General features: G+C 64.0%; 9 protein-coding genes and 2 pseudogenes. 4 read left to right on the forward strand and 7 right to left on the reverse strand.

All coding sequences use genetic code 11. From position 1 onward, the window contains the following. Positions 1-79: 79 nt before the first annotated feature. Positions 80-418, reverse strand: a complete 339-nt coding sequence (locus ABB27_RS09245; protein WP_057628415.1) for a P-II family nitrogen regulator — start codon at positions 416-418, stop codon at positions 80-82. A gap of 156 nt (positions 419-574) precedes the next feature. On the opposite strand from ABB27_RS09245, the gene ubiK reads away from it, so the two are divergent. The 3 genes and pseudogenes from ubiK to ABB27_RS20345 all read left to right on the forward strand — a co-directional run bounded on the left by ubiK (position 575) and on the right by ABB27_RS20345 (position 1,564). Further along, entirely contained in the window at positions 575-832 is a 258-nt protein-coding gene (ubiK, locus tag ABB27_RS09250) for a ubiquinone biosynthesis accessory factor UbiK (RefSeq protein ID WP_057628416.1), read from the forward strand. Positions 833-842: 10 nt separating this feature from the next. Then, positions 843-1,289: pseudogene (locus tag ABB27_RS09255) on the forward strand (magnesium chelatase domain-containing protein); the annotation flags it as partial. Between the two features lie 17 nt (positions 1,290-1,306). Beyond that, a complete protein-coding gene (locus ABB27_RS20345) occupies positions 1,307-1,564 on the forward strand; it encodes a magnesium chelatase subunit ChlI family protein (protein ID WP_244479194.1) in 258 nt (85 codons plus the stop codon). A gap of 249 nt (positions 1,565-1,813) precedes the next feature. Here ABB27_RS20345 and ABB27_RS20175 read toward each other — a convergent pair whose 3' ends face one another. From ABB27_RS20175 to ABB27_RS20495, 3 genes and pseudogenes are all read right to left on the reverse strand, one after another. Continuing rightward, positions 1,814-5,878 (reverse strand): autotransporter outer membrane beta-barrel domain-containing protein, encoded by a 4,065-nt coding sequence (locus ABB27_RS20175; protein WP_244479195.1) that lies wholly within the window; start codon positions 5,876-5,878, stop codon positions 1,814-1,816. After that, complete coding sequence (locus ABB27_RS20350) at positions 5,766-10,331, reverse strand: beta strand repeat-containing protein (protein WP_057628417.1); 4,566 nt, start codon at positions 10,329-10,331, stop codon at positions 5,766-5,768. The genes ABB27_RS20175 and ABB27_RS20350 overlap by 113 nt, the downstream gene beginning before the upstream one ends. 273 nt (positions 10,332-10,604) lie before the next feature. Continuing rightward, a pseudogene (locus ABB27_RS20495) lies at positions 10,605-10,667 on the reverse strand (ESPR domain-containing protein); the annotation flags it as partial. A 581-nt stretch (positions 10,668-11,248) separates the two neighbouring features. Here ABB27_RS20495 and ABB27_RS09265 point away from each other — a divergent pair. Beyond that, complete coding sequence (locus ABB27_RS09265) at positions 11,249-12,775, forward strand: esterase/lipase family protein (RefSeq protein WP_057628418.1); 1,527 nt, start codon at positions 11,249-11,251, stop codon at positions 12,773-12,775. Positions 12,776-12,888: 113 nt separating this feature from the next. Here the strand turns inward: ABB27_RS09265 and ABB27_RS09270 are convergent, their stop codons facing one another. The 3 genes from ABB27_RS09270 to ABB27_RS09280 all read right to left on the reverse strand — a co-directional run bounded on the left by ABB27_RS09270 (position 12,889) and on the right by ABB27_RS09280 (position 22,661). Then, a complete protein-coding gene (locus ABB27_RS09270) occupies positions 12,889-14,772 on the reverse strand; it encodes a prealbumin-like fold domain-containing protein (protein WP_161809637.1) in 1,884 nt (627 codons plus the stop codon). A gap of 270 nt (positions 14,773-15,042) precedes the next feature. Then, positions 15,043-18,759 (reverse strand): porin family protein, encoded by a 3,717-nt coding sequence (locus ABB27_RS09275; protein ID WP_244479191.1) that lies wholly within the window; start codon positions 18,757-18,759, stop codon positions 15,043-15,045. Beyond that, positions 18,756-22,661, reverse strand: a complete 3,906-nt coding sequence (locus ABB27_RS09280; protein WP_161809638.1) for a DUF7507 domain-containing protein — start codon at positions 22,659-22,661, stop codon at positions 18,756-18,758. Before ABB27_RS09280 ends, ABB27_RS09275 begins: the two co-directional genes overlap by 4 nt. Between the last annotated feature and the right edge of the window lie 270 nt (positions 22,662-22,931).

A 22,931-nucleotide genomic window follows, 5' to 3' on the forward strand; every position in this document is an offset into this window, starting at 1 on the left:
TTGGCGCAGCCAGGGGAGGGCTGGGGAGGGGTGCTTTAAAGCTTCAAAGCTCTAAACCCTCACTCCCCCCAAAAAAAACTCAAAGCGCATCGCCATCCAGCTCGCCGGTGCGGATCCGCACCACGCTGCCCAGGTCGTACACAAACACCTTGCCGTCGCCGATCTTGCCGGTGCCGGCGGCCTTGACGATGGCTTCCACCACTTCGTCGGCCTGCGCATCGGTAACGGCCACCTCGATCTTCACCTTGGGCAGGAAATCGACCACGTACTCGGCACCGCGGTACAGCTCGGTGTGGCCCTTCTGGCGGCCAAAGCCCTTGACCTCGGTGACGGTGATACCGGCCACGCCGCGTTCTGCCAGCGCCTCGCGCACGTCGTCCAGTTTGAACGGCTTGACGATGGCCATGATCATCTTCATTGGTCGGCTCCTTGAGTGGTGGCTGAAGCATACCCCGAGACGGCAGGGTGCCACCTGCCAGCTTCCGGACTATCCTTACCGCAAGTCAAAACGGATACCGATGCCCGCAAACGGCGGCCAGCTCCCACGCTAGGCCCAACCCTGCGGAGAAACCCCATGATCGACCTCAACCACATCGATGAGCTGGCCCGCCGCCTCAGCAGCCTGGTGCCGCCGGGCCTGCGTGAATCACGCGAAGAACTGCAGGCCACCTTCAAGACCGCGCTGCAGGCCGGGCTGAGCAAGCTGGACCTGGTGACCCGCGAAGAATTCGAAGTGCAGCGTGCGGTACTGCTGCGCACCCGTGAAAAGCTCGACGCGCTGGAACAAGCCGTCGTCGCCCTGGAAAACCGCGTCTCCGACAAGAACGCCTGAGCGCACGGCCATGAGCCTGGCGCTGGTGCACAGCCGCGCCCGTGCCGGCGTGCACGCACCGCTGGTGCAGGTGGAAGTCCACCTGTCCGGCGGCCTGCCCTTCACCCAGATCGTTGGCCTGCCCGAAGCCGCCGTGCGCGAATCGCGCGACCGGGTACGTGCAGCCATTCTCTGCGCGCAGTTCGACTACCCCGCCCGGCGCATCACCATCAATCTGGCGCCGGCTGACCTGCCCAAGGAAGGCGGTCGCTTCGACCTGCCGATCGCACTCGGTATTCTCGCCGCCAGCGGGCAGATCGACCGCAATACCTTGGCCAACTACGAGTTCATCGGCGAACTGGCACTGACCGGTGAACTGCGCGCGGTGGATGGCGCCTTGCCTGCCGCCATATCGGCTGCCAACGCGCGGCGCTGCCTGATCGTGCCACCCGGCAACGCAGGCGAAGCCGCGCTCGCCCAGCGCGCCGAGGTCAACTGCAACGTGCCGGCAAGGCCAATGCGTATCTGGCGCAGGCCGAAACCCTGCGCGATTGCCGCCTGTCCACTGCCGACGAAGACCTGCTTGAGCAGGCGATGGAACGCCTGCAGCTGTCGGCGCGGTCGATGCATCGCATCCTGCGGGTAGCGCGGACCATTGCCGATCTTGCCGGAGCCGATGCTATCCAGCGCGTCCATCTGAGCGAGGCCATCGGCTATCGCCAGTTGGATCGCAATGAGTCCAAGGAGTCGTGATTCTTAAGGAGTCGTGATTCTTTTTGCCGATGGAAACCGCGGCGGCAACGCTCGCCACGCGCTGGCCGCGGCCCCCGGTCACTGCGCTCCAGGCTGAAAAACCATCGCAGCACCCAGGCGCCACTCTGCACCGTTTCGCCCACCGCCTGCCGCGCCCTCCGCCACAAACGCCAAGGCCCGCAGCGGGAATGCCTGCGGGCCTTGGTTTCTACTGCGTAGGCTGACTACCTGCCAGCTACGCGCTTGCGTTTACCACTGCAGCTTCGCACCCACCGAGGCCTGCACTCCGCTCTCGACACGGCTGTCACCGCCATTGGCCCAGAGCTTGCCCAGTTCGGCGAAGATCGCGCCGCGCGGGCTGACCTGCAGGCTGGCACCGAACGCCATCTCGGTCGCCGTGTAGCCACCCTTGGCCTTGATCGCGGTGACCCCCGCCGGCGCGGCAAAGCTGGCGACATCGTTGCTGCCACTGGCTTTGTAGACGTTGATGCGTGCATACGGCTGCATCACGCCCGCAGCAGTGGCGAAGCTGCCTTTCAAGCGTGCACCAAGGCGCAGGGTCAGGTCATCGTCAGCCTCATTGCTCACCGTCGCCAGGCTCAGCCTGGTGTCGTCGAGATCAAGCTTGCGGTAGATCAACTGCGCCTGCGGTTCGATCTGCAAGTTGCTGGTCAACGCAAAGGACTGGCCCACTTCCAGCGAGGCCAGTACGCCGTTGCCCTTGCTGCGGACCTGCGTCGCCTCCTCGGCCAGGCGCAGGTCGCTGCGATGGTCAGCGCCTTGCAGCACCGCGTCGAGATAGCGGCCGGCACTGTCCTGCCAGCTGCCATACACACCCAGGTAGCGGCTGGACAGGTCGTTGTAGCCCACGTACTTGCCCTGCACGCCACCGGCAAAGCCGTGCACGCGCATCTTGCCTTCCAGCTGACCAACGTAGATGCCTGCGTTGAGCGCATCGTTGGCGTACAGATCAGTACCCGCCTGGAAGCCGGTCAGATCACCGCTGCTTTCCGGGCTGACCGTGCCTTGCTGGCGGATCTTGGGGTCACTGCGCAGCAAGCGCCCCCAGACCCGGCGATTGGCATCCGCATCGGCGCTGACCGTCGTTGCAGTAGCGGTGTCATCGCCCATGCGCTTGCGCAGATCACCGAGCATGCTGATGTCGGCCTGCCGCAACTGTGCGGGCAAGGCCGACAGCAGCGGCACTTCCGAACGGTAGGTTGTTGCCGGCGTGCCGGGGTCGACCTGGCTAGTGGTCGACTGCAGCGAGGCTCCCTGTGCGGTCTGGGTGAGGCGGTACTCGAACGCACCGGCATCGATATGGCCGCCGGCCAGGCTGAAACTGCCCGCCTGCAGGCTGGCGCCGTTTTCAGTACCGATGACCCGGATGCCATTGCCCGTGGTCTGGGCGCCCAGACCACCCGCATTGGTGATGTAGACGGTGGTGTTGCCGCTGGCCACCGCCGCGCTGCCGCTGAGCAGCAGCATGTCGGTGCTGCTGCCATCGGCGCCCAGCACGCTGGACAAGCCCAGGCTGCCATTGTTGCCGACGTAGGCACCGGTGATCTTGAGTACGGTCCCCGGTGCGGCGCCGTTGTTGCTGTTGAGCTTTACGGTGCCGCTGTTGCTCAGGCCGGACAGGGTCTGGCTGTAGCCGGCCAGATCCAGCACCGCACCACCTGCCACCGCATGTGCCGAGGTGGCGCTGAAGCTGTTGCTGGCACCCGCCTGCAACGTGCCCTGTGCCACTTCGGTCGCACCGGTATAGGTGTTGCCGGCACTGCTCAAGGTCAGGGTTCCGGCGCCCTGCTTGCTCAGGAAGCCCGCACCGGTAATGGCACCGGCGTAGGTCCCGTTGTTGGCACCGGTATCGATGATGGGATCGTTCTGCCCGGTCATGTGCAGGGCGTTGGCAATGGTCATGCCATTGGCCGTCAGCGCGATCCTGGTGCCATCGTCCATGAACAGTGTGCCGCTACCCAGGCCCTGCGCATTGCTGAGATTGATGCTGCCTTGCTTGAGCTGCACGTCCCCGCTCAAGGTGCTTGCACCGTCAAGTGCCAGCGTACCCTCGCCGCTCTTGATCAGGTTGCCCATGCCGTCCAACCGGCCGGCAAAGCTTGATACCGCACCCGCAGCGGTAGTGACGGTCAAATCCGCCGTGCCCAGGGTGACAACGCCAGCGCCACTCAGGCTGCTGGCCTGCAAGGCGTGGCCATTCAGATCCAACGTGGCACCTGCCTGCACTTGGTAGCCGCCACCTTGGGCCAGAGCGCCCGCCGAACCCGCCTGCAAGGTGCCGGCTGCCACCTGCGTCAAGCCGGTATAGGTATTGGTGCCGGTAAGCGTTGCGATACCGCCACCTTGTTTGACCAGGCCGCCGCTGCCGCTCACCACCCCACCAAACACGGCATCCTGGGCGCCTCCGAAGGCAAGCGTATTGGCGCCCAGCTCAACCTTGCCACTACCCACCAGCGTGCCGAAGCTCTGCGTGCCATTGCCGGCAGACAGATCAAAGGTCGCGCCACTGGCCACATTGACCACGCCAGTGGCCGCCAGGCTTGCACCCGCGCCCAGCGCAAGCGTGCCTGCGTTGACTTGGGTGCCGCCGGTGTACGAGGACACGCCGTTCAATGTCAGCGTGCTGCTGCCATTCTTGCTCAAGCTGCCGGTGCCGGAGATGTTTCCATCCAGCGTCAGCGCATGGCTGCCTGCCACGACAAGCCCGGCATTGAGCACCACCTGGTTTGCCAACGCGACCGCTTGGTTTGCGTCCAGTGTGGCCGCGCCGTCAACCGTCAACGCGCCCGATCCGAATGCAGTGTTGTTGCCGACTATCGTGCTGCCAGCCTCGAGTACCGTTCCACCAGCGTAGGTGTTGGCGGCATTGAGCGTCAGGCTGGATGCCCCGGCCTTGATCAGGCTGCCGCTGCCACTGATCGTGCCGTCCAGGCTCAAGGCGTTGGAGCCGGCAATCGTCAAGCCACCATTGAGAACCAGGTTATTGGCAAGACCTACCGCTGTATTGGTATCCAGCGCGGTGCCGGCGGCGGCAGTCAATGCGCCCGTACCGAGTGCGGCGCTGTTGCCCAGCACAATCGTGCCGCCATTGAGCGCGGTGCCCCCGCTGTAACCGTTGGCAGCATTGAGCACCAGCGTGCCGGCGTCGTATTTGCCGAGCATGCCGCTACCGTTGAGCGCTACGCCAATGGTGGCGGTGGCATTTGGATCGACCCGGACCGTGGCATTGCCCAGCGCACCGTTGACCAGCTTCAATGCTCCGGCCGTGCCGCTCTGCAGGATGTAACCGTCGGTGGCGAACTGCATGCCGGCAACGGTTTGCGCACCATTGACGGTGACGGTACCTGCCGTGCCCTGGAACACCGCGAAGCTGTTGGTCCACGCCTGGTTGGTGTTGCCGTCGACGTCGGTCCAGTTGATGCTGCCAGCACCCCAGGTGCCACTGCCGCCGTCGACCGAACCGTTGGCGACGACTTGGTTGCCGTCCCAGAACTGCACGGTTACGCCCGGCGCGGTTACCAGCAGGTTGATCTGGTTGGCCATGTTGGTTTGCAGTTGCAGGTCATCGGCCGACACACTGCCAGGCATACTGCCGATCAACATGCCGTTGTCGGTCAAGCCGCCGTTGTAGTTGAACAAGCGATACACGCCACTGCCGAAACCGCCGATGTCACTGACATTGAGGGTACCGTCCAGGGTCAGGTTGCCGCTGACGTTGACCAGCGGGTTGCCTCCACCGGACACCGGTGTGCCGAGGCCGACATCGAAGTTGGAGTTGGCATTGAACACCAGCGAATTCACCGACAGCGTGCTGCCACTGGCGCCCGCCAGATGACCGCCATCCGCCACGGTAACGGCCCCGCCGAGCGAGCCGCCACCGGTGAGTGTGCTACCGCTGTTGACCAGCACACTGGCGCTGTCCAGCGAGCCACTGACGTTCAAGGTGCCGGCGTTGACCGTGGTGTTACCGGTCAGGCTGTTGAGGCCGCTCAGGGTCAGCGTACCGATGCCGAGTTTGCTCAGTTCGCCGGTGCCGGTGAGCACACCGTCGAAAATGCTGCTGGCGTTGTTGCCGCCGATCCTCAGGGTGTTGCCGCCGCCGATCAGTGCGGTGCCGCTGCCGGTCAGACTGGCGAGACTGCTGGAACCGCCGAGATTGAGGATCGCCGCAGCGCCGAGATTAACCCCGGCGTTGCTGCCGAGTGCCGAGTTGCCCAGCGTGGTCAGGCTGCCGGATTGCACGTCGAACGTGCCGCTGAAGGTGTTGTTGCCGGTTAGCGTCAGGTCGGCCAGACCATTCTTGGTCAGGGTGCCCGCCCCGGCGATCACGCCGCCGAGGGTCAGGTTGTTGTTGCCGGCCACGCTCAGGTTGGCATTGACGTTGACGTTGTTGGTCAGCACCAGTGGTGTCGAGGGTCGAAGCGCCCGCCACGGTCACTGCGCCGGAGCCCAGGCCCGCCGAGGTGCCGAGGGTCACGATGCCGGCGTTCAGCGTAGTGCCGCCCGCATAGGTGTTGGCGCCGTTGAGGGTCAGGTTCGACCCGCCATCCTTGGTCAACCCACCCGCGCCGCTGACCTCGCCCGTGAGGGTCAGGTCATTGCTGCCGGCATTGGTCAGATTGGCGTTGAGCTGCACGTGGTTGCCCACGCTCGATGCGCCGCTGCTGTCCAGCGTCGATTCCCCGGCCACAAAAAGACCGCCTATTCCAAGGGCGTTGTTGCTGCCGACGGTCAACGTACCGGTATTGAGGGTAGTGCCGCCGCTGAAGTTGTTGCTGCCGCTGAGGGTCAGATTGGCCGCGCCACTCTTGCTCAGGCTGCCGAGGCCATTGACGGTTCCACCGAGGCTCAACGCATTGGTGCCGGCGATGTCGAGGTTGCCCGCCAGGTTGATCGCATTGCCGACGGTCAACGCGGTGCTGGTATCCAGCGCGGTGCCGCCGCCGGCGGTGAGTGTTGCCGCGCCTAGCGCCTTGTTTGACGCCAGCACCAGTGTGCCGCCATTCAACCACACAGGGCCGAAGAACGTATTGTTGCCGCCCAGCGTCAGGTTGGCCGAGCCGTTCTTGATCAGGCCGCCGGTGCCGCCAATCACGCCGTTGAGGGTCAGCGCATTGCTGCCGCCCACGGCGAGGCTGCCGTTCAGCGTGGTCGCGTTGGCCAGGGTCACGGCGGTGTTGCTGTCCAGCTGGGTGCCGGCCTTTGCCGTCAACGCGCCAGTGCCCAGCGCGGTGTTGCTGCCGACCACCAGCGCGCCGCCATCCAGTTGCGTGCCGCCGGTATAACTGTTGGCGCCGTTGAGCACAAGAGTGCCGGCGTCGAGTTTGTTGAGAATGCCGCTGCCGTCGATGTTCACACCGACCACGGCGGTCACGAGCGGATCGACCCGCATCGCCGTGGTGCCACCGCTACCGTTGACAGCGGTCAGCAGACCCGACGTACCGTCCACTACATTGTAGCCATCGGTGAGGAACTGCATCCCGGTGAACAGTTGCGAGCCGTTGACCGACACCGTGCCTGCCGTGCCCTGGAACACGGCGAAGTCACCGGCCCAGGTTTGATTGAGTGTGCCGTTGAAGTTGGTCCAGTTGGTATCCGCCGCCGTCCAGTTACCCGTGCCGCCATCAACCGTACCGTCCGGATTAGTCTCGCTGCCATCCCAATGACGGATATTGCTGGTCGGAGCCGACACCACCAGATTGACCTGACTACCAAGGGTCTGCACGAGGATGTCGCCCAGGCCGTAACCCACCGGCACACCAGCCACGGTCAGGCCGTTGTCGGTCAGCGCGCCGATGTAGTTGAAAAGGCGATACACGCCAACACCAAAGCCGCCGGCGTCGGTGACGTTGAGATTACCGTCGAGGGTCAGGTTGCCGCCGATGTTCATCAGCGCGCTGCTCGATGGCATGGCGAGGCTCGCGTCGACATTGCTGTTGGCCGTGAGGATCAGCGACGAGGTGGAAAAGGTATTGCGCGAAGACAACGCCAGATGACCGCCGCTGTTGATGGTGATGAAACCAAGCGCCGAACCGGTACCCGTGAGGGTCGCACCGTTGTTGACGTTGAGCTGGCTGCTGGCCAGCGCACCGGTGAGATTGAGCGTACCGGCGTTGACGTTGGTGTTGCCGGTGTGGCCGCTGCTGTCGGTGAGGTTCAGCGTGCCGGTACCGACCTTGGTCAGCGCACCGCTACCACCGAGGTCACCATCGAAAGTGCTGGCGTTGCTCACGCCGTCCACCGTCACCGTCAGGGTGTTGCCACCGGCGATCTGCACGCTACCGCGGCCACTCAGCCTGTTGAGGTTGGCGCTGCTGTTGAGATAGAGATTCGCACCGGCGCTGATGTCGGCGCCGGAGGTGTTGCCCAGCGCCCCGCTGCTCACGGTGGTGACGCTGCCGGAGGCGACGTTCAGCGCACCGGTGAAAGTGTTGTTGCCGCTGAGCGTCAGATCGCCAAATCCGTCCTTGGTCAGGCTACCGGCGCCATCGATCACGCCACTGAGGTTCAGAGTATTGCTGCCGGCCAGGGTCAGGCCGGCGTTGAGGGTGATGTTGTTGCCGACGCTCATGCCGGTGCTGGTATCCAGCGTCGACGCACCGCCGACCGTCAGGCCGCCACTGCCCAACGCAGCGGCCGAGCCCAGTGTCAGCGTGCCCGCGTTGAGCGTGCTGCCACCGCTATAGGTGTTGGTGCCGTTGACGATCAGGTTGGCTGCACCTTCCTTGATCAACTGGCCGGCGCCGCTGATCACACCGCCGAGTGTCAGGTCCTGGGTGCCGCCGACGCCCAGCGCCGCTTTGAGCACGACCGCATTGGCCAGGCTGGCCAGCGGCGAACTGCTGTCGAGCATTGCCGCACCACCAACGGTCAAGGCACCGGTGCCCAGTGCCGAACTGTTGCCAACGGTCACCATACCGGCGCTCAGGGTGGTGCCGCCGGCGTAGGTGTTGGTGCCATTGAGGTTCAGGTTGGCTGAGCCGTTTTTTACCAGGCTGCCGGTCCCGGCGACGGTTCCGGTGAGGGTCAGATCGGCACTGCCGCCGATGGTCATCGCACCGGCCAGGTCGACCAGGTTGACCTGGTTGCCCAGAGTGACGGCTATGTTGGTATCCAGTGTGGTGCCGGCCGCTGCATTCAATGCACCGCTGCCGATCGCGGTATTGCTGCCGACAATCAGCTTGCCGGCGTTGAGTGTGGTGTTGCCGAAGTAGCTGTTGGCGCCGTTGAGGGTCAGGTCTGCGGTGCCGGACTTGACCAGCCCACCGGTACCGGCGACAACACCGCCGAGTGTCAAGGCATGGCTACCGCCAAATGTCAGATTGCCGGTGAGGTTGACGCGATTGGTCAGCGACACCGCCGTGCCCGCATCCAGCGTGGTACCGCTGGCAGCGTTCAGCGCAGCGGTACCCAATGCCGTGTTGCTGCCGACGATCAGCGTGCCGGCGTCCAGCGAGGTGCCGCCGCTATAGGTGTTGTTGCCGTTGACGGTCAGGCTCGACGTGCCGGCCTTGATCAGTCCGCCGCCGCCGGCGATCAGCCCGTCAAGGCTCAGCGCGTTGGCGCCGCCTGCGGTGAGGGTGGCGCCGAGGTTGATCGTATTGTTCAGCGTCACGGCAGCGTTGCTGTTCAGCGTGCCCGTCCCTGCCACGCTAAGCACGCCGCTACCCAGCGCGGCGCCGTTGCCGACGGTAATCGCGCCGGCATTCAGTGTGGTAACGCCGCTGTTGGTGTTGTTGCCCGTCAAGATCAGGGTGCCGGTGTCGGACTTGATCAGCTCGCCGCTGCCGGAAATGGTCCCGCTCAAGGTGGTTGAATGGGTACCTTGCACCCTAACGCCACCGCTGCCGAGCGAAAGCAGGTTGCTGATATTCAAACCGTCTCTGCTGGCCTCCAGGATGCCACCGTTGGAGGTGATCATTCCCTGGCCGAAGGTGGCGTTGTCGTCGAACCTGGCTACGCCGCCATTGAGCGTGGCGGAGCCACTGACCAATGGCCCCTGCAAGGTCCAGGTGCCGCTGTTGAGGGTCAGGTTTTTGAAGTTGACGTAGGTGGAACTGGACGCCGTGCCGGTTCCCGCAGTACCGCCGCCGGGGCCGTTCGCGTTCTGCAGGATCAAGCTGTTGTCACCGCCGAGACCGCCATCGACCTTGCCGGTGGCGGCAAAGCTCAGGTTGACGCCGGCCGGCCCGTCTAGCTCGCTGCCCGTTCCGCCGCCGTTGCTGATGCTCGATCCAGTCACTGCGGTGAAGGTGTTTCTACTGCTTGCACCCAACGATACGCTGCCGTTGATGGAACCGATATTGGTGAAGTTGTTGCCCAACGTCGAGGCTTCGAACGCGACTCTGCCGATGATCGTCCCTGTGTTGGTCATGCTGACCTGCGAGCCGCCCCAGACTCCAACCACGGCCGTGTCGGCATTCATCACGCTAAGGCCCAACAGCGGTTTTGAGGTGATGGTGCCGTCATTGGTGATGATGGTGGTGCCGGTCACGCCGTTGTTCACGCCAAGCGCCAAGCCATTGATGCTGCCCAGGCTGGACGCCAACATCATGCCGGTCCCCCCCAGGATGCCACCGACGTTGTTTGACACACGGACCGCACCGCTCGCCCCCGCGCCGATGAAGGCACCACCGCTCAACGAGAAGACAGGTCCCTGCAATCCCGGATCAACCGTGCCGAAGTTGTTGAAGATGATGTTGGGCCCGGTCAGCTCCACCACCTTGCCACCGAGCGCGGCGTTCATTCCCGCCCCGGCAGTCACGTTGACCGTCAGATTGTCTTCTGCGCTGGCAAAGTTGTTGGGAACCGATGACGGCGTACCCGAGCAAGTCACGATTGAATCGGTGGTGGAACAACCAGCCCATGCCGCAGGGCTGACACCCGCAAGGCAGAACAGCGCGGTAGCTGCTGCCAGCCGCCGTATCCGCCCGAGCCTGTTGTCCAGATCTACCGCCAGCGCGTCGGCGGAAAGTGCCAGCCTTCTTTTCTTTGCCGAGCTCTTGCCGGTCCGGGCAATCTCCGGTGCCGCCACAAAGGTGCCCAACGCAGGATTCCAGATGGATCGATAAATATGGTTCACGACAAGCCCCTGTGGCGGTGATTGAAACTCATGTTTTTAACAAAAACTTTACATTTATTGCCCAAGCTGATCCGTCAGCAGGCCGCCACGGAATCTCCCGCGTTGGATAGCGGCAGCACCCAGCAAAAAATTTAGAGAAATCGCGCTTCCCGGTCCGCCGGAACGGCGGGCACGTCCCCTAGAACCGGCGATGATGTGCCTTGAACGTAAGAGACCGGTGGCCGCAAGAGGCGCGGACCCGCTGGCGGTGAACAGCACCGCAGAAACCGGAGTCCGTGGCTGGCGCCTGCAGCCAAACCGCGACCGGTATTGCGCAGGCGGCACGCGCCTGTTGAGAACGGTATTCGCCAGGCAGCCCCGTATCGGGCTGGATGCCTGTGCGTATCAACCATCCGCTTCGCCGTAGCGTCAGCCTGACGACAGTGATCGGTGGCGATCATCGCGCGGCGCGGCATGCTGCCCCGGCTCAAGGCACACCCGCCCTGCCTGCACGGCGTGCCAGAGAGGCCAGCCGGCTGCAAATTCAGGACAAATCCCAAAAATCCGTTCACCATCGCCCGCAGCCCCCGCAGAGACCGGCCATGGAACGTATCGAACGCCCCTACTTCCCGATCATCTACGTGCGCGGCTACGCCATGACCCGCGATGAGATCGTGGAAACCACCTCTACCCCGTTCATGGGCCTGGAGGCAGGCTCCACCAAGATGCGTCAGGCGCAGGACGGCAGCATCGTCAAGTTCGTGTTCGAGTCGCCGCTGGTGCGCTTGATGAAGGACTACGACTACCGCGACGTCTACGAATTTGGTGCCGAGCGCCGCGATCGCATCTCGCCACGCTGCATCGTCATCCATCGCTATTACGATCCGGCCGACCCGGCGTTCGGGGATGGCAGGACGCCATCGATCATTGATGCCGCTACCGCCCTGGGCAAGCGCATCGAGCAGCTGCGCGACAGCATCTGCGGCAACAACGCGACCATGCGCAAGGATTTCCGCGTCTATCTGGTGGCGCATTCAATGGGCGGATTGATCTGCCGCTGCCTGCTGCAGAACCCGGACGTGGCCAGCGCCGAGGTGCGTGCGATGGTCGACAAGGCCTTTACCTATGCCACGCCGCACAATGGCATCGAGGTGGGCGGCATCAACCTGCCCAATCTGCTGTCGATCAACGACATGAACAACTTCAACCGCACCAACATGGGCAAGTACCTGAAGGTGCCCAAGGACAAGGTCAACACCCTGGGTACGTCCGGCTTTCCGCCCGAGCGCCTGTTCTGCCTGATCGGCACCAACAGCCGCGACTACGCCGCCGCACATGGGCTGTCTTCCTTTGCGGTGGGCGCGCTGAGCGATGGCCTGGTGCGCATCGCCAACGCCTATGTGGAAGGCTCACCGCGGGCCTTCGTCAACCGCAGCCACAGTGGCTACTTCGGCATCGTCAATTCCGAGGAGGGTTACCAGAACCTGGTGCGCTTCCTGTTTGGTGATACCTGCGCCACCGCGCAGCTGGACATCAATGCCCTGCCCTTTCCGCCGGAGATCGAGGCCGCGCGCAAGCGCGGCAAGAAGATCGAGTCTTCGTACTACATCGAGGCCACCGTGGCACCACGCGGCGCCTATACCTACGAGCTCACCTCGCGTACGCAGGCCAACCAATGCGCCATCCGTCGCGAGTACGGCGACATCTTCGATGCGCAGGGCAAGCTGCTGAAGGACAAGCGCTCGACCGTGCTGTTCTCGGTATTCCTGGACAGCAGCAAGATACTGGCCGGCAGCGAGATTGCGTTTTCCATCGATCTGGCGGTGAGCAATGCCGGTTACCAGGTCGATGGCGCACTGTTCCTGAAGAACCACATCCCCGGTGAGTACCTGTTCCGCAACACCTTGGTGGTGTTCGCCAAACCCGACGACGCCGGTGGCTGGCGGCTGCGCTATGTGTGGAGCGATGACCAATGGGCGGGCGGGCCGAAGAACGAAGCCGAGCTGGCCGGCGCACGCAGCAAGGCCATCGGCATCAACCAGCAGGCGCCGAATGTGTTCGGTATTCCGCTGCAGTCGGCCAAGGGTTTCAGCGCCGAGCTGAAACTCTCGCTTTCCGCCTGGCGCTGAACCAGCCGTACACCCGGAGTTCGCACCGGCATTGCTGACCAACGCATCAACTCGCGGCTTGGCACGGCGCGAGTCGGTGGCTGCATTGCAGCAGCAGCCCCTCGCCCGCACAGCTACTCAATCAGGCAGCTCACGCTCATCCTGACCGCGCTGTGTGGCGGAAACACCGATATCGGCACGCCGGCTTCCGACTGCAACTGCCCCGCAGTGAAGGGCGCCGCGCACTGCGCACCGCCGTCGCTCTGGCAACTCACCCGCTGCGCTGGATCGCAGCGCATGGCGGTAGGCAGTGGCGCGCGCACCACCGCGCCATCGGCGGCCTGCGGCCCCGCATTGGCGACGTGGATGTCATAGCGCTGCGCCTTGCCAGAAACCACCACGTCGGCATTGTTGCTGGTGCTGATGGAAAGCGCGGCCAAGCGCGAATCATGGATGAAGGTGCAGACGATGGCGCCTTCGGTACGCGTGGCGGTGGCATCCAGGGTCAGGGTTCGGCTACCGCGGTCCAGCGTCACTGCACCGGCGTTGTTGATGCCGCTGCAGCTGGCGTCGGCCAGGATGAAACCAAACGGCAACGTACTTGCGGTGATATGCGTTGCCACCGCGCTCGCCAGTGCGCTGGCAACGCCGCTGACCGCTACACCGTCGGCGTCGGTGACAAGCTGCTGCGTAGCGATGCCATTGTCGCCAGTGAAGGAGAACTGGCAACTGCCGCCTTGGCTTATGGCGCGCACGCTGAGCGTCGGACAGGCAATGCGCAGCTGCGCGCTGGCGCGATTGTCCTCGGGTACCGCATCGACAAAGCCGGAATCTTCACCGAATTCGGCGCTGAAGCGCATGCTCATCTTCCCGCATGCGGCCTGCGCGGCAATGCTGCCGGTCACCTTGTACGAGAGCACGCCACCTGGTGCCAGCTCGTAGTTGTCGGCATCAATATCGCCCTGCCCGCTGGGCAATGGACAGCGCGAACCCGGCGTCGCCGTGCACAGCCAATGCACATTGCTCAGCTGCGCCGGCATTGGGCCCAGCATCAAGGGTGCATCGGGGTATTCGATATAGGGCGCCTGGATGCCCGGGTCCAGCGGATTGATGTCGGCATTGGTCACCGTTATCGAGAAAGCGACCTCGTCGCCGTGAAATGTCAGCGGCGTCGATGCCGTTTGGCTGACAACAATATTGGCCGGCGCGCGCGCATGCAGATTGCGGACCTCGTGGATATTGCCCCGCACCCCAGTCGAGGCCCCATAGCCAATGCTAAGCCTTGGCGGCGCCGGATAGGGGAAATCGACACCCTCGAAGATGGCCTGCGGCGACTGCCCGACACCACCGTAGTAACCCCAGATCCGATAGCCGCTGTCATTGCCCTTGGGCACCAGCACCAGGCGCAGATGGCGAATATCCAACGGCCGCGCCGCTGCCCCCGGGGCATCGATACGCGCATGGGCACCCGGGATGCTGGCGGCGATATATCTATTGTTACGGTCGGCAGGGCCGCGGATCACGATCTTCTGCGGCGCCCTACCTGGCCCGGAGCCATCGATGCAGCCCGCCGACGGCAAGCCCTGCCGGGGGGAGTTGGAAAAGTTGCCAAACTCGTCCAGGCCCACGCCCAGGTAGCCGCCGCTGCCCTGGCAATAACCCAGCCCTGCGCCGTTGTTGGCGCCGCTCATGTCCTGGCTGGCATCGAACAGGAACACACTGAGCCCATCGGCACCATCGCCGCCCCAGCTGACGTGGTCGAACTCCAGCTGCACGCCGCTGGACGAGGGAAACACCGAGCCATGGTAAAGCGCATTGCCGCGCTGGCTGGACAGGCTGGTGGTGAGCCGCAACCAGCCTTGGCCGCTGCGGTCATTGGTGCCCTTGCCGTCGTCCAGCGCTCCGCGGCCACCGGTGAAGATGCCGCTGTCATTGCTGCCGCTGTTGTCTGTACCCGATGCCGACCACAGTGTCTGCCGCCAGGCGCGGAACGAGGCGTCGACCGCGAACTGAGCCATCGCCGGCGCAGCTGCGAGTGCACAGAACGCAAACAGCAACGCGCCTGCCAGCCGTTTGTGATGTTCTCCTTCCACTGCGAATCTCTTGGCAAATTACCGCCAATATTTCGCGAAAAACGCTGCGCCTTGCATCCGATCAAGGATAGGCAAGGCGTCAGTCAACGGATGACATCAACGTCAGTGGAAACCATTGCCACTATTGCCGGACGCCCGAAGACCGAGCAGTCCGGCACTAGCTGCAGGACGCGCACGCGCGCGGCCACATGCCGGTCAGTAACTGCCCACCACGTTCAGGAACCAGCCGCGGTGGTCGTAGTCGAAATCGGTGAGCTTGTCGCTGAAGTCGGTGAAGTTGTAGCCCACACCAACGCGGAAGTTCTTGCCGATATCCCGATCAATGCCCACCAACGCACCTTGCCTGCGGCCGCCACCCTTGACCATCAAGCTGCGATATTCAGCCAGGCCGTGCCAATCGGTGGTGATGCCGTAACGCACCTGCCCCGCCAGCAAGGTTGCCGCTGAGTCGGCCCAGGCGCCGGTCATGCGGCCCATCCGCACTTCGCCCTCGCGACGCGCGGCCTTGAGTGCGAACTCCCAGTTGCTGAGCGGCCGGTACACGCCCTCGAACGACAGCACCTGGCTGCGCTGGTCGTAATACGCGCTGCTGGTGTCCTGGGCCAGGGTGGAGACGTCGTACAGATAGGTATAGCGGCCCAACAGGCCCCAACGCGTGCTGTTGAACGGGCGGTAGGCAAAGCCGACATTGCCTTCGATGAAGCGTGCGCCGGCCAGCGGATCGAGTTCATCATCGGTATCGGAGTAGTTGAAACGCGCCGCGATACGCAGGCTTTCATTGAACTTGTGGGTCAGGTTGTTGGTGGTCACCCACTGTTCGCGACGCTCGGCACCGCTGTCCTGCCGCCATTCGACCTTGCTGCTCCATTGCGTAGCGGCGGAGGTGCGGCCACCGCTGACGCTCACCGCGCGACGGTTGATGTTGCCGGTGCCACGGTCAAGCTCCGCATCCTGCAGCTGGAAGCCCAGGTTCCAACCCACGCCCGGATAGAAATCCATGCCGAAGGTATGGGCCAGGCCGGTCTCGTTGCGCGCCTTCAGGTATTGGCTCTCATTGAACACATTGACCTGGTTGGACAGGCGCCAACGTTGGCCCAGCGTCCAGCCATCGCGCTGCAGCGGATTGAACAGCGAGTCGTAATCGCTGCTGGTGGCATTGGTGAAGGTGTAGTTGCCGTAGAGGGAATGATCGGGCGTCAGCCGGTACTCGGCATTGAGCTGCGCGGCATCGCCGCGATCACCCTTGGTGACTTCCGCACCGATGCTGGACAGATTGCCGAACTGATAATTGCCACCTACGGTGACCGCATCGTTGTCGCGGTACTTGCCACCGTCGTCGTCCAGCGTCGCCTGCGCGGTGCCGTACATGTCAAAACTCGTGCCGAAACGATGCTTGTACTGCAGCGCGCCCAGCGTGCCGATGCCCTGTCCGCTGAGGCTGCTTTCATCAACACGGCGCAGCTCGGCGCTGAGCGTGTTGTCGGCGTTGATGCGCCACTCGCCGGTCAGCTGGCTTTGTTCCAGATACTCGACACCACGCTCGGCACGGCTGTAGCGGCCGTAGATATCGAAATCCGGCGTCAGCTGGCCGCGGAACTCGGCGCCATGCTCGCGAACTTCCTCGCCGGTGTCGTAGCGGGCAATGGAGTAACCCGAATCCACTCGCCGCATCCACGCGCCGGCCGACCAATCCAGCTGGGTCCAGCCCAGTTCCTTGAAGTTGGCACGTGCTTCTACCGACGTTGCATCGCCCTCGCGGCGCGCGCCCAGGCCGGAGTTGAGCTGATCGAAACTGAGGCCGCCGTTCTCCGAGTAGAACACCGGTGCGCTGGTGCTCTCGGTACGCGCCTGCTCCACTTTCAGGTAGGTGCCACGCCCGGCCTGCAGGGTGAGGTCGGCCGCAGCCAAGGTGTAGTCGTCGCCGGCCCGGTTCTCGTCCACATAGGTGACGCCGACGCCGACATGATCGCCAAACCAGTGCTTGCCGCGCACGCCGGCAGTGATCTCATCGGGATTGAAGCCGGTAGGCAGGTATTCGTAATCGACCAGCAGCACCTGGGTGTAGCCATCGAGTGGGGTGTCACGCGACAGCCGCGGCAGGCCATCGCGGGTAACGATGGACAGTGCATCGGACAGGATCAGACGGCCCTGGAAATCGTCGATCTGGTAGTCGGCGCCGGCCTGCAGGTCGATGCGCTTTTCGACCCGGCCGGTGGTGGCATCACGGATTTCGATGGCCACCTTTTCCGAACCCGGCAGGATGTCGTTGTGCCGCAGGTAGTACAGGCTGCCGCCGGTGCCGAGGAACTCGCTGTGGCCGGGCGCGGTTTGCGCCTCGGAGCCGAATGCGCGCAGCGTGGTGCTGGCGTCGCCCCACGCATTGGTGGCACGGCTGCGCCAGTTCAGCGCACCACCGTATAGCGAACGCGAATACTGCCCGTACTCGGTGCCGGTGATGCCGGTGCTGAAATTGCCCCACAGTGCCTGGCTCTTGTCCCAATCCACGCGCACATACAGCCGACCCTGCGTATCCACATCACGGTAGGTTGTGGAGTCGTCGCCGTACACCGGGTAGTACTGGTCTGGATCCAAACGACGGAACACATCCTGCGGGTCCGCGTTCCAGAAGCCCTTGAACAGCTCGTTGACCTCATGCTCCTGGGTATCGACCTGGGCGGTGACCAGGTATTTGCCCTTGACCTTGCCCTTCAGATAGAACGCCAGGCGGCCGTCGACCACCAGGTCCTTGTCGTAGCGGTCGTCATTTCCCAGTGGTTCCAGCGAGCCGGACACACTGCCGCCGGACAAGGTGAAATCGGCCAGCGCCACGGCAAACATGTAGCGACCGGTGACATCCACGTCCAGCTGGTCGTGGATGGCCTGAATCTGCTTGCCGGGCGCAATATCGATGTCGAACCTGTGCTCGCCCACCGGTACCAGGTATTCGGCAACCAGTTTGCTTTCCATGTCCACCGGCTGCATCTGGCCGTTGATCTTGACGCTGGCGCTCTCAGGCAGGTTGCGGCCCTGGATGCGGATGCGCGAGCCATAGATGGCGATGTTCTGCTGGCGCAGGCTGTCGCGGCCAAAGCTCTGGTCCACCAGGCTCTGCAGTTCCGCATCATCGGTGTTGAAGGCGGTGCCCTTGCGCTTCTCCACCGCATTGCGCAGCAGCTGCGCACCGCGCTCGGCTTCTTCCGGGCGCACCAGCTGCAGGCGGCTGGGATAGGTTTCGTCAAAAGCACCATCGGCGCCGTAGGCACGGGCGATATAGACCAGTTCGTCGCCAAGTTTGGGCTTGTAGCCGGACGGCAGGCTGCCATCCCATTCCAGCGTGGTCGAGGCGGCCACCGGCAATGGGATCACCGCCACCGGATCGACCAGGTCGGTGTCGCTGGCGCGATACACCAGCACCTCGGCGCGCTGCATGAATGCCGAATAGTTGTTGTAGGCGTAGAACTGCACCGGCCGGGTGATGCGCTGGCCATCGAACGGCAACAGCGACGGCGCCGACAGGCTGAACGACGGCTGCCCCAGATTGGGGTCTTCCGTTGCCCATATCACGCCACCATTGGGCAGCTGCAACGACCATTTGCCGATCGCCACCGCCTGCCCAGGCAGCAGGGCGCGGTTCCAATCCTGTTCGCGTTTCTCCGCGGCTACCGACACCTGACGGTCGGCTGCCAGTTGCGTTGATGCAAGCGGTGCGACCTCGGCATCCGTGCTGCCGCGGCTGATCAGCTTGAACAGCATGCCATCCTCACTGCTGCAGCCGCTGGAATCGCAGGCAGCTGCCCCGGCCTTGCCACTATCGGTGGCCGCCAACGGCGACGTCGCCTCCTGCGCGGACACGGACGACGCCATGCCTGCCAGCACGCACAACAAGGTGTAATCCAAAAGTTTCATCTTCATGGCGTGGCCTCCGCATCTGCTTGCCCGGATGAGGCGTCGGGCTCGCCAGGGAGGATCTCGACCTTGATGCGGCCGCGCTGTGCCGCCGGCAACTGCGCGCTCAGCGCGTCGAACACCGCCTTGGCACGACGCATCCCCAAGGCGTCGTTATAGGCAGCCGAAGCGCGGCGGTCGGCATGGCCAATCACCTTGATGGTCGGCACATCCATTTCCAGCAGGTAGCTGACGATGTGCGCCAGCAGCGCGTCGTACTCCGGCTTGATGCTGGCCTTGTCGGTATCGAAAAACGCCGTGCCCAGCAACGGCCACGCCCCCAGCTCCAGCACGCGGCGGCTGTCATCGCCGCTATCGGTACGCAGGCTTATCCGGGTAAGCGCGGCGACATCCGCCGGCAACGCTGCCACCAGCGCCTTGCGCAGCGTTACGGCGCGATCGAAGGCAAGCAGCTCGCTCTCACCCTGCGCGCCGATCACCACCTCGCCACCGCCATGGCTGCGCACCTGTGCCGCCATGCTTTCCACAACCGGCAGGTATTCGCTGCGCAGCTGCGCACTACCCGCTGCAAACATCACCGCACCCAGCTCCATCACCACCGGCTGCGTGACCCCGCCCTGCAGCAGCGCGGGCGGCAGCTTGACGCCGAAATCGAAGCGCACCGGCAGGCCCGGGGTAACCCGACGCAGCAACGGATTGCGGGTAGTGAAGACGCTGCCCGGCGGCAACGTGGCCGGGTCCACCTTCAGGATGAAGTTGCGGCCGCGATCATCGCGCCCGGCATCGACACCGATCAGGTTGTAGCGGCCGTACTGGTCGGTTTCAACCAACAGGCCTTCCACCGACGCGATCCGCACCCCCGGCACGCCGCGCTCGTCCACGCCCTCGTTGCGGATGATGTAGTCGACGCGATAGCCCTGTTCGGCCGGGCTGACCGTGCGCTGCACGCTGGGCGTGGCGGCACTCAGGCCGCGGGCGGCATCGCCACTATCCGCGCTGAGCGTGGTGTTGCCGGCCGCATCCATGCGCAAGGTGTTGCCCTGCGCGGTGGTCAGGACGAAATCATTGCTGAAATCCAGCGAGCGCAGCCGCTGACTCACCACCACCTGGCGTGCCTGTGCCGGATCGGCATCGGACTGGCGGCCACCAATGCGGCCAAGCGCGATGCCATGCAGCAGCGGTGCACTGGCGTCGGCTTCTGGCTGCTGGCCATTGCCACGATCAACCGTGGTTGAGTTGGCAATATAGGCGCCAGGCACAAAGCCGCCCTGTACGCGGATGTCACTCATCTCTGCACTGTCCTGCCAGCCATCACCGTCGCGGTCATCAAACACCGTGCCCAGCAAGGTGGCTTCGTCGGTCATCGGGTCGGGCACCATCTGCACGGTGGCGGTGGCCACGTTGGAAATGCGCCGGCCGTTGTCATGTACTTCGGCCGCGTTGACGTGCAGGCCACCGCGCACACCGGCGCCCACACGCAGCAGGTAGCTGATGGTTGCGCGAGCACCCTTGTCGATGTCTATCTGGTCAACGCGGATCGGATAGCTGCCGGCCAGGCGACCAGCGCCATCGCGGTCAGCCACCTGCAACGACCCCACCACCAGTGTGAAGCCCGGCGGCGGCGTGTCGACCAGGCTTGCGTCGACCACTTCCGTCTCACCGACGTTTTCCATGGTCACGGTGTAGCGCACCAGGTCACCGACCTTTACATCGCGCGGACTGGCCTGCTTGCTGAGCCGCACCTGGGTGTTGCCTTCGATGCTGATGGTGGCCGTTGCGGTGTCACAGACCGGGATGGGCTGCGAGACGTCACAGACGCGATAGACAAAACTGTCCTCACCCACGTAGCCCGGATTCGGCGTGTACAGGCAGCTGCCGGCATTGCAGCTGACAGCACCGTGGGTGGGCGGCGTGACCACCGTTACCGATGCCGGATCCAGTGGCAGCCCGGCGGTGGTGTCATTGCCGATCACATTCAGGCTGACCGGGGTATCCAAGGGCGTCCTGGCGCTGTCATCCACCGCGTCGATGCGGTTGGGCGGAACGGTGATGGTGACGGTGGCCGACTTGCAGACCGGGGTTGGGCTGGCGGTATTGCAGATCTGGTAGACGAAGGTATCCACACCCGAGAAATTGGTATTGGGTGTGTAGACGACCGTGCCATCCGGATTCAGGCTGAACGTGCCATGGGACGGGTTGCTCAGGATCGTCACCGACAGCGGATTCAAGCGCGCGCCGACGACGGTATCGTTGGCCTGCACGTCGACCGTCACCGACGTGTTCTGCGCAGTGGTGCGCGCGTCATCCACCGGGTTCAAGCTATTGACCAGCGGCGTGGTTACCGTGTCGGTCGCGGTGATCGGGGTATTCGTGCCAGGTGGTACGGCGGTGACGGTGGCGGTATTGACCACGCTACCGCTCACATAGTCCGCGGCCGTTGTGGCGTGGCTGTTGTTGGTGCATACCAGCGTCTGCGAAGCCCCCACCGGCAGCGTGATTGCCGGGCAGTCGAGCGCGGGCAGCAGTGGATCGGTCAACGTGACATTGCTCAGATCCACATTGCCGGTATTGGTCACAGTGAAGCTGTAGCTGATGCTTGCCTGGTCCGCCGACAGCGTGCCGCTCTTGCTCAGCGTCAACGCAGGCGCAGCCTGCAGTGGCACCGTGGCCGTGCCGGTGGTGCTGACCGCGGGGCCGCTCGGCGGTATGCCGCTGGCCGTGGCGGTGTTGTCGACCTTGCCTGCGGCATTGTCGAGCGAGCTCACGGTGTAGACATTGCCGGTGCAGATCAGCGTCTGCGAAGCACCGACGGCCAGCGTGATCGGCGGGCAGCTCAGTGCTGGCAGCTTCGGGTCGGTGACCGTTACCGCAGTCAAATCCACATTGCCGGTGTTCTCGACCACGAAGCTGTAGCTGATGGTCTTCTTGTCAGTCGACAGTGTGCCGCTCTTGCTCAGCTTCAACGCAGGCGTGGCCTGCAGTGGCACCGTGGCCGTGTCGTTGGCGCTTACCGCAGGGCCGCTCGGCGGTGTGCCGCTGGCCGTGGCGGCGTTGTCGACCTTGCCTGCGGCATTGTCGAGCGAGCTCACGGTGTAGACATTGCCGGTGCAGATCAGCGTCTGCGAAGCACCGACGGCCAGCGTGATCGGCGGGCAGCTCAGTGCTGGCAGCTTCGGGTCGGTGACCGTTACCGCAGTCAAATCCACATTGCCGGTGTTCTCGACCACGAAGCTGTAGCTGATGGTCTTCTTGTCGGTCGACAGCGTGCCGCTTTTGCTCAGCTTCAACGCAGGCGCATTGATGATGGTCTGCACCGAACTGCTGGCGCCATTGGGATCGGTAGTTCCTTCCGGCGGCGTTGCCGTTGCGGTATTGGTCACCCCGGGCGCCGCCGCGGCGATGCTGGCGGTGCCGCGAATGATGACGCTGCAGCTGCTGCCCATCGGCCCCGAGAAAACGCCACTGAGCGTATTGCCCGCAATATTGGCGGTGCATGCACTTGCAGCGACTTCAGGAGCAACGCTGGGAACAACACTGACAACGCTCAAAGCGCTGAAATTGGTGGGCACCACGTCGCGGAACACCGCACCGGTCAGCGGGCTGGGCCCGCCATTGCCCACCACGATCCGGAACTCGACGGTGGCGCCGATACCTACCGTCAGCGGCCCGGCGATGAAGCCAGCGGTGCTGCCTTCGCGCTCGGTCTTGACGATGGTCAGATCGGAAGTGCGGGTTATCGGGTCCTCGTCGGTCGATGCGCATACGCCAGTGGCAGGCGTGAACACGGCCGGAGCGACACATTGCGTGCCCGGATTGGTGACGCCGCCTGGCGGCGTAACGGTGGCGGTATTGCGCGCCACCTGCGCCATTGCCAATGTCGGCATGCCCAGTGCGGCGACCAGAATCATTACGCTCAGGCATACGCCTCGGCGCAAACCGATGAAATTCGCTTTTGCAAACACACGCAGCTCCATTGAGCCTTATCGGCCCAGTGCAAACGCGCCCCCCCTACGCTGGAGCGACGAACCTTTTGAACGCGAACAATCCCGGCAATTCACTTACGTGGCCGGCGCGGTCTATCGGTGCTTGCGAGTGTTCAAGCTAAAGCTTTCCCCCTGGCACTGCGTCCCCTAGTCCGCGCAGGCCACCACTTCTCGATCACAACAAATTCGAAAGTT

The organism is Stenotrophomonas terrae (genome assembly GCF_001431465.1).
GTDB lineage: Bacteria > Pseudomonadota > Gammaproteobacteria > Xanthomonadales > Xanthomonadaceae > Stenotrophomonas > Stenotrophomonas terrae.

Coding starts and splice junctions, on each gene's coding strand:
- ABB27_RS09245 (WP_057628415.1), bottom strand. CDS start 418: ATGAAGATGATCATGGCCATCGTCAAGCCGTTCAAACTGGACGACGTG.
- ubiK (WP_057628416.1), top strand. CDS start 575: ATGATCGACCTCAACCACATCGATGAGCTGGCCCGCCGCCTCAGCAGC.
- ABB27_RS20350 (WP_057628417.1), bottom strand. CDS start 10,331: ATGAACGCCGCGCTCGGTGGCAAGGTGGTGGAGCTGACCGGGCCCAAC.
- ABB27_RS09265 (WP_057628418.1), top strand. CDS start 11,249: ATGGAACGTATCGAACGCCCCTACTTCCCGATCATCTACGTGCGCGGC.
- ABB27_RS09270 (WP_161809637.1), bottom strand. CDS start 14,772: ATGGCTCAGTTCGCGGTCGACGCCTCGTTCCGCGCCTGGCGGCAGACA.
- ABB27_RS09275 (WP_244479191.1), bottom strand. CDS start 18,759: ATGAAGATGAAACTTTTGGATTACACCTTGTTGTGCGTGCTGGCAGGC.
- ABB27_RS09280 (WP_161809638.1), bottom strand. CDS start 22,661: ATGATTCTGGTCGCCGCACTGGGCATGCCGACATTGGCAATGGCGCAG.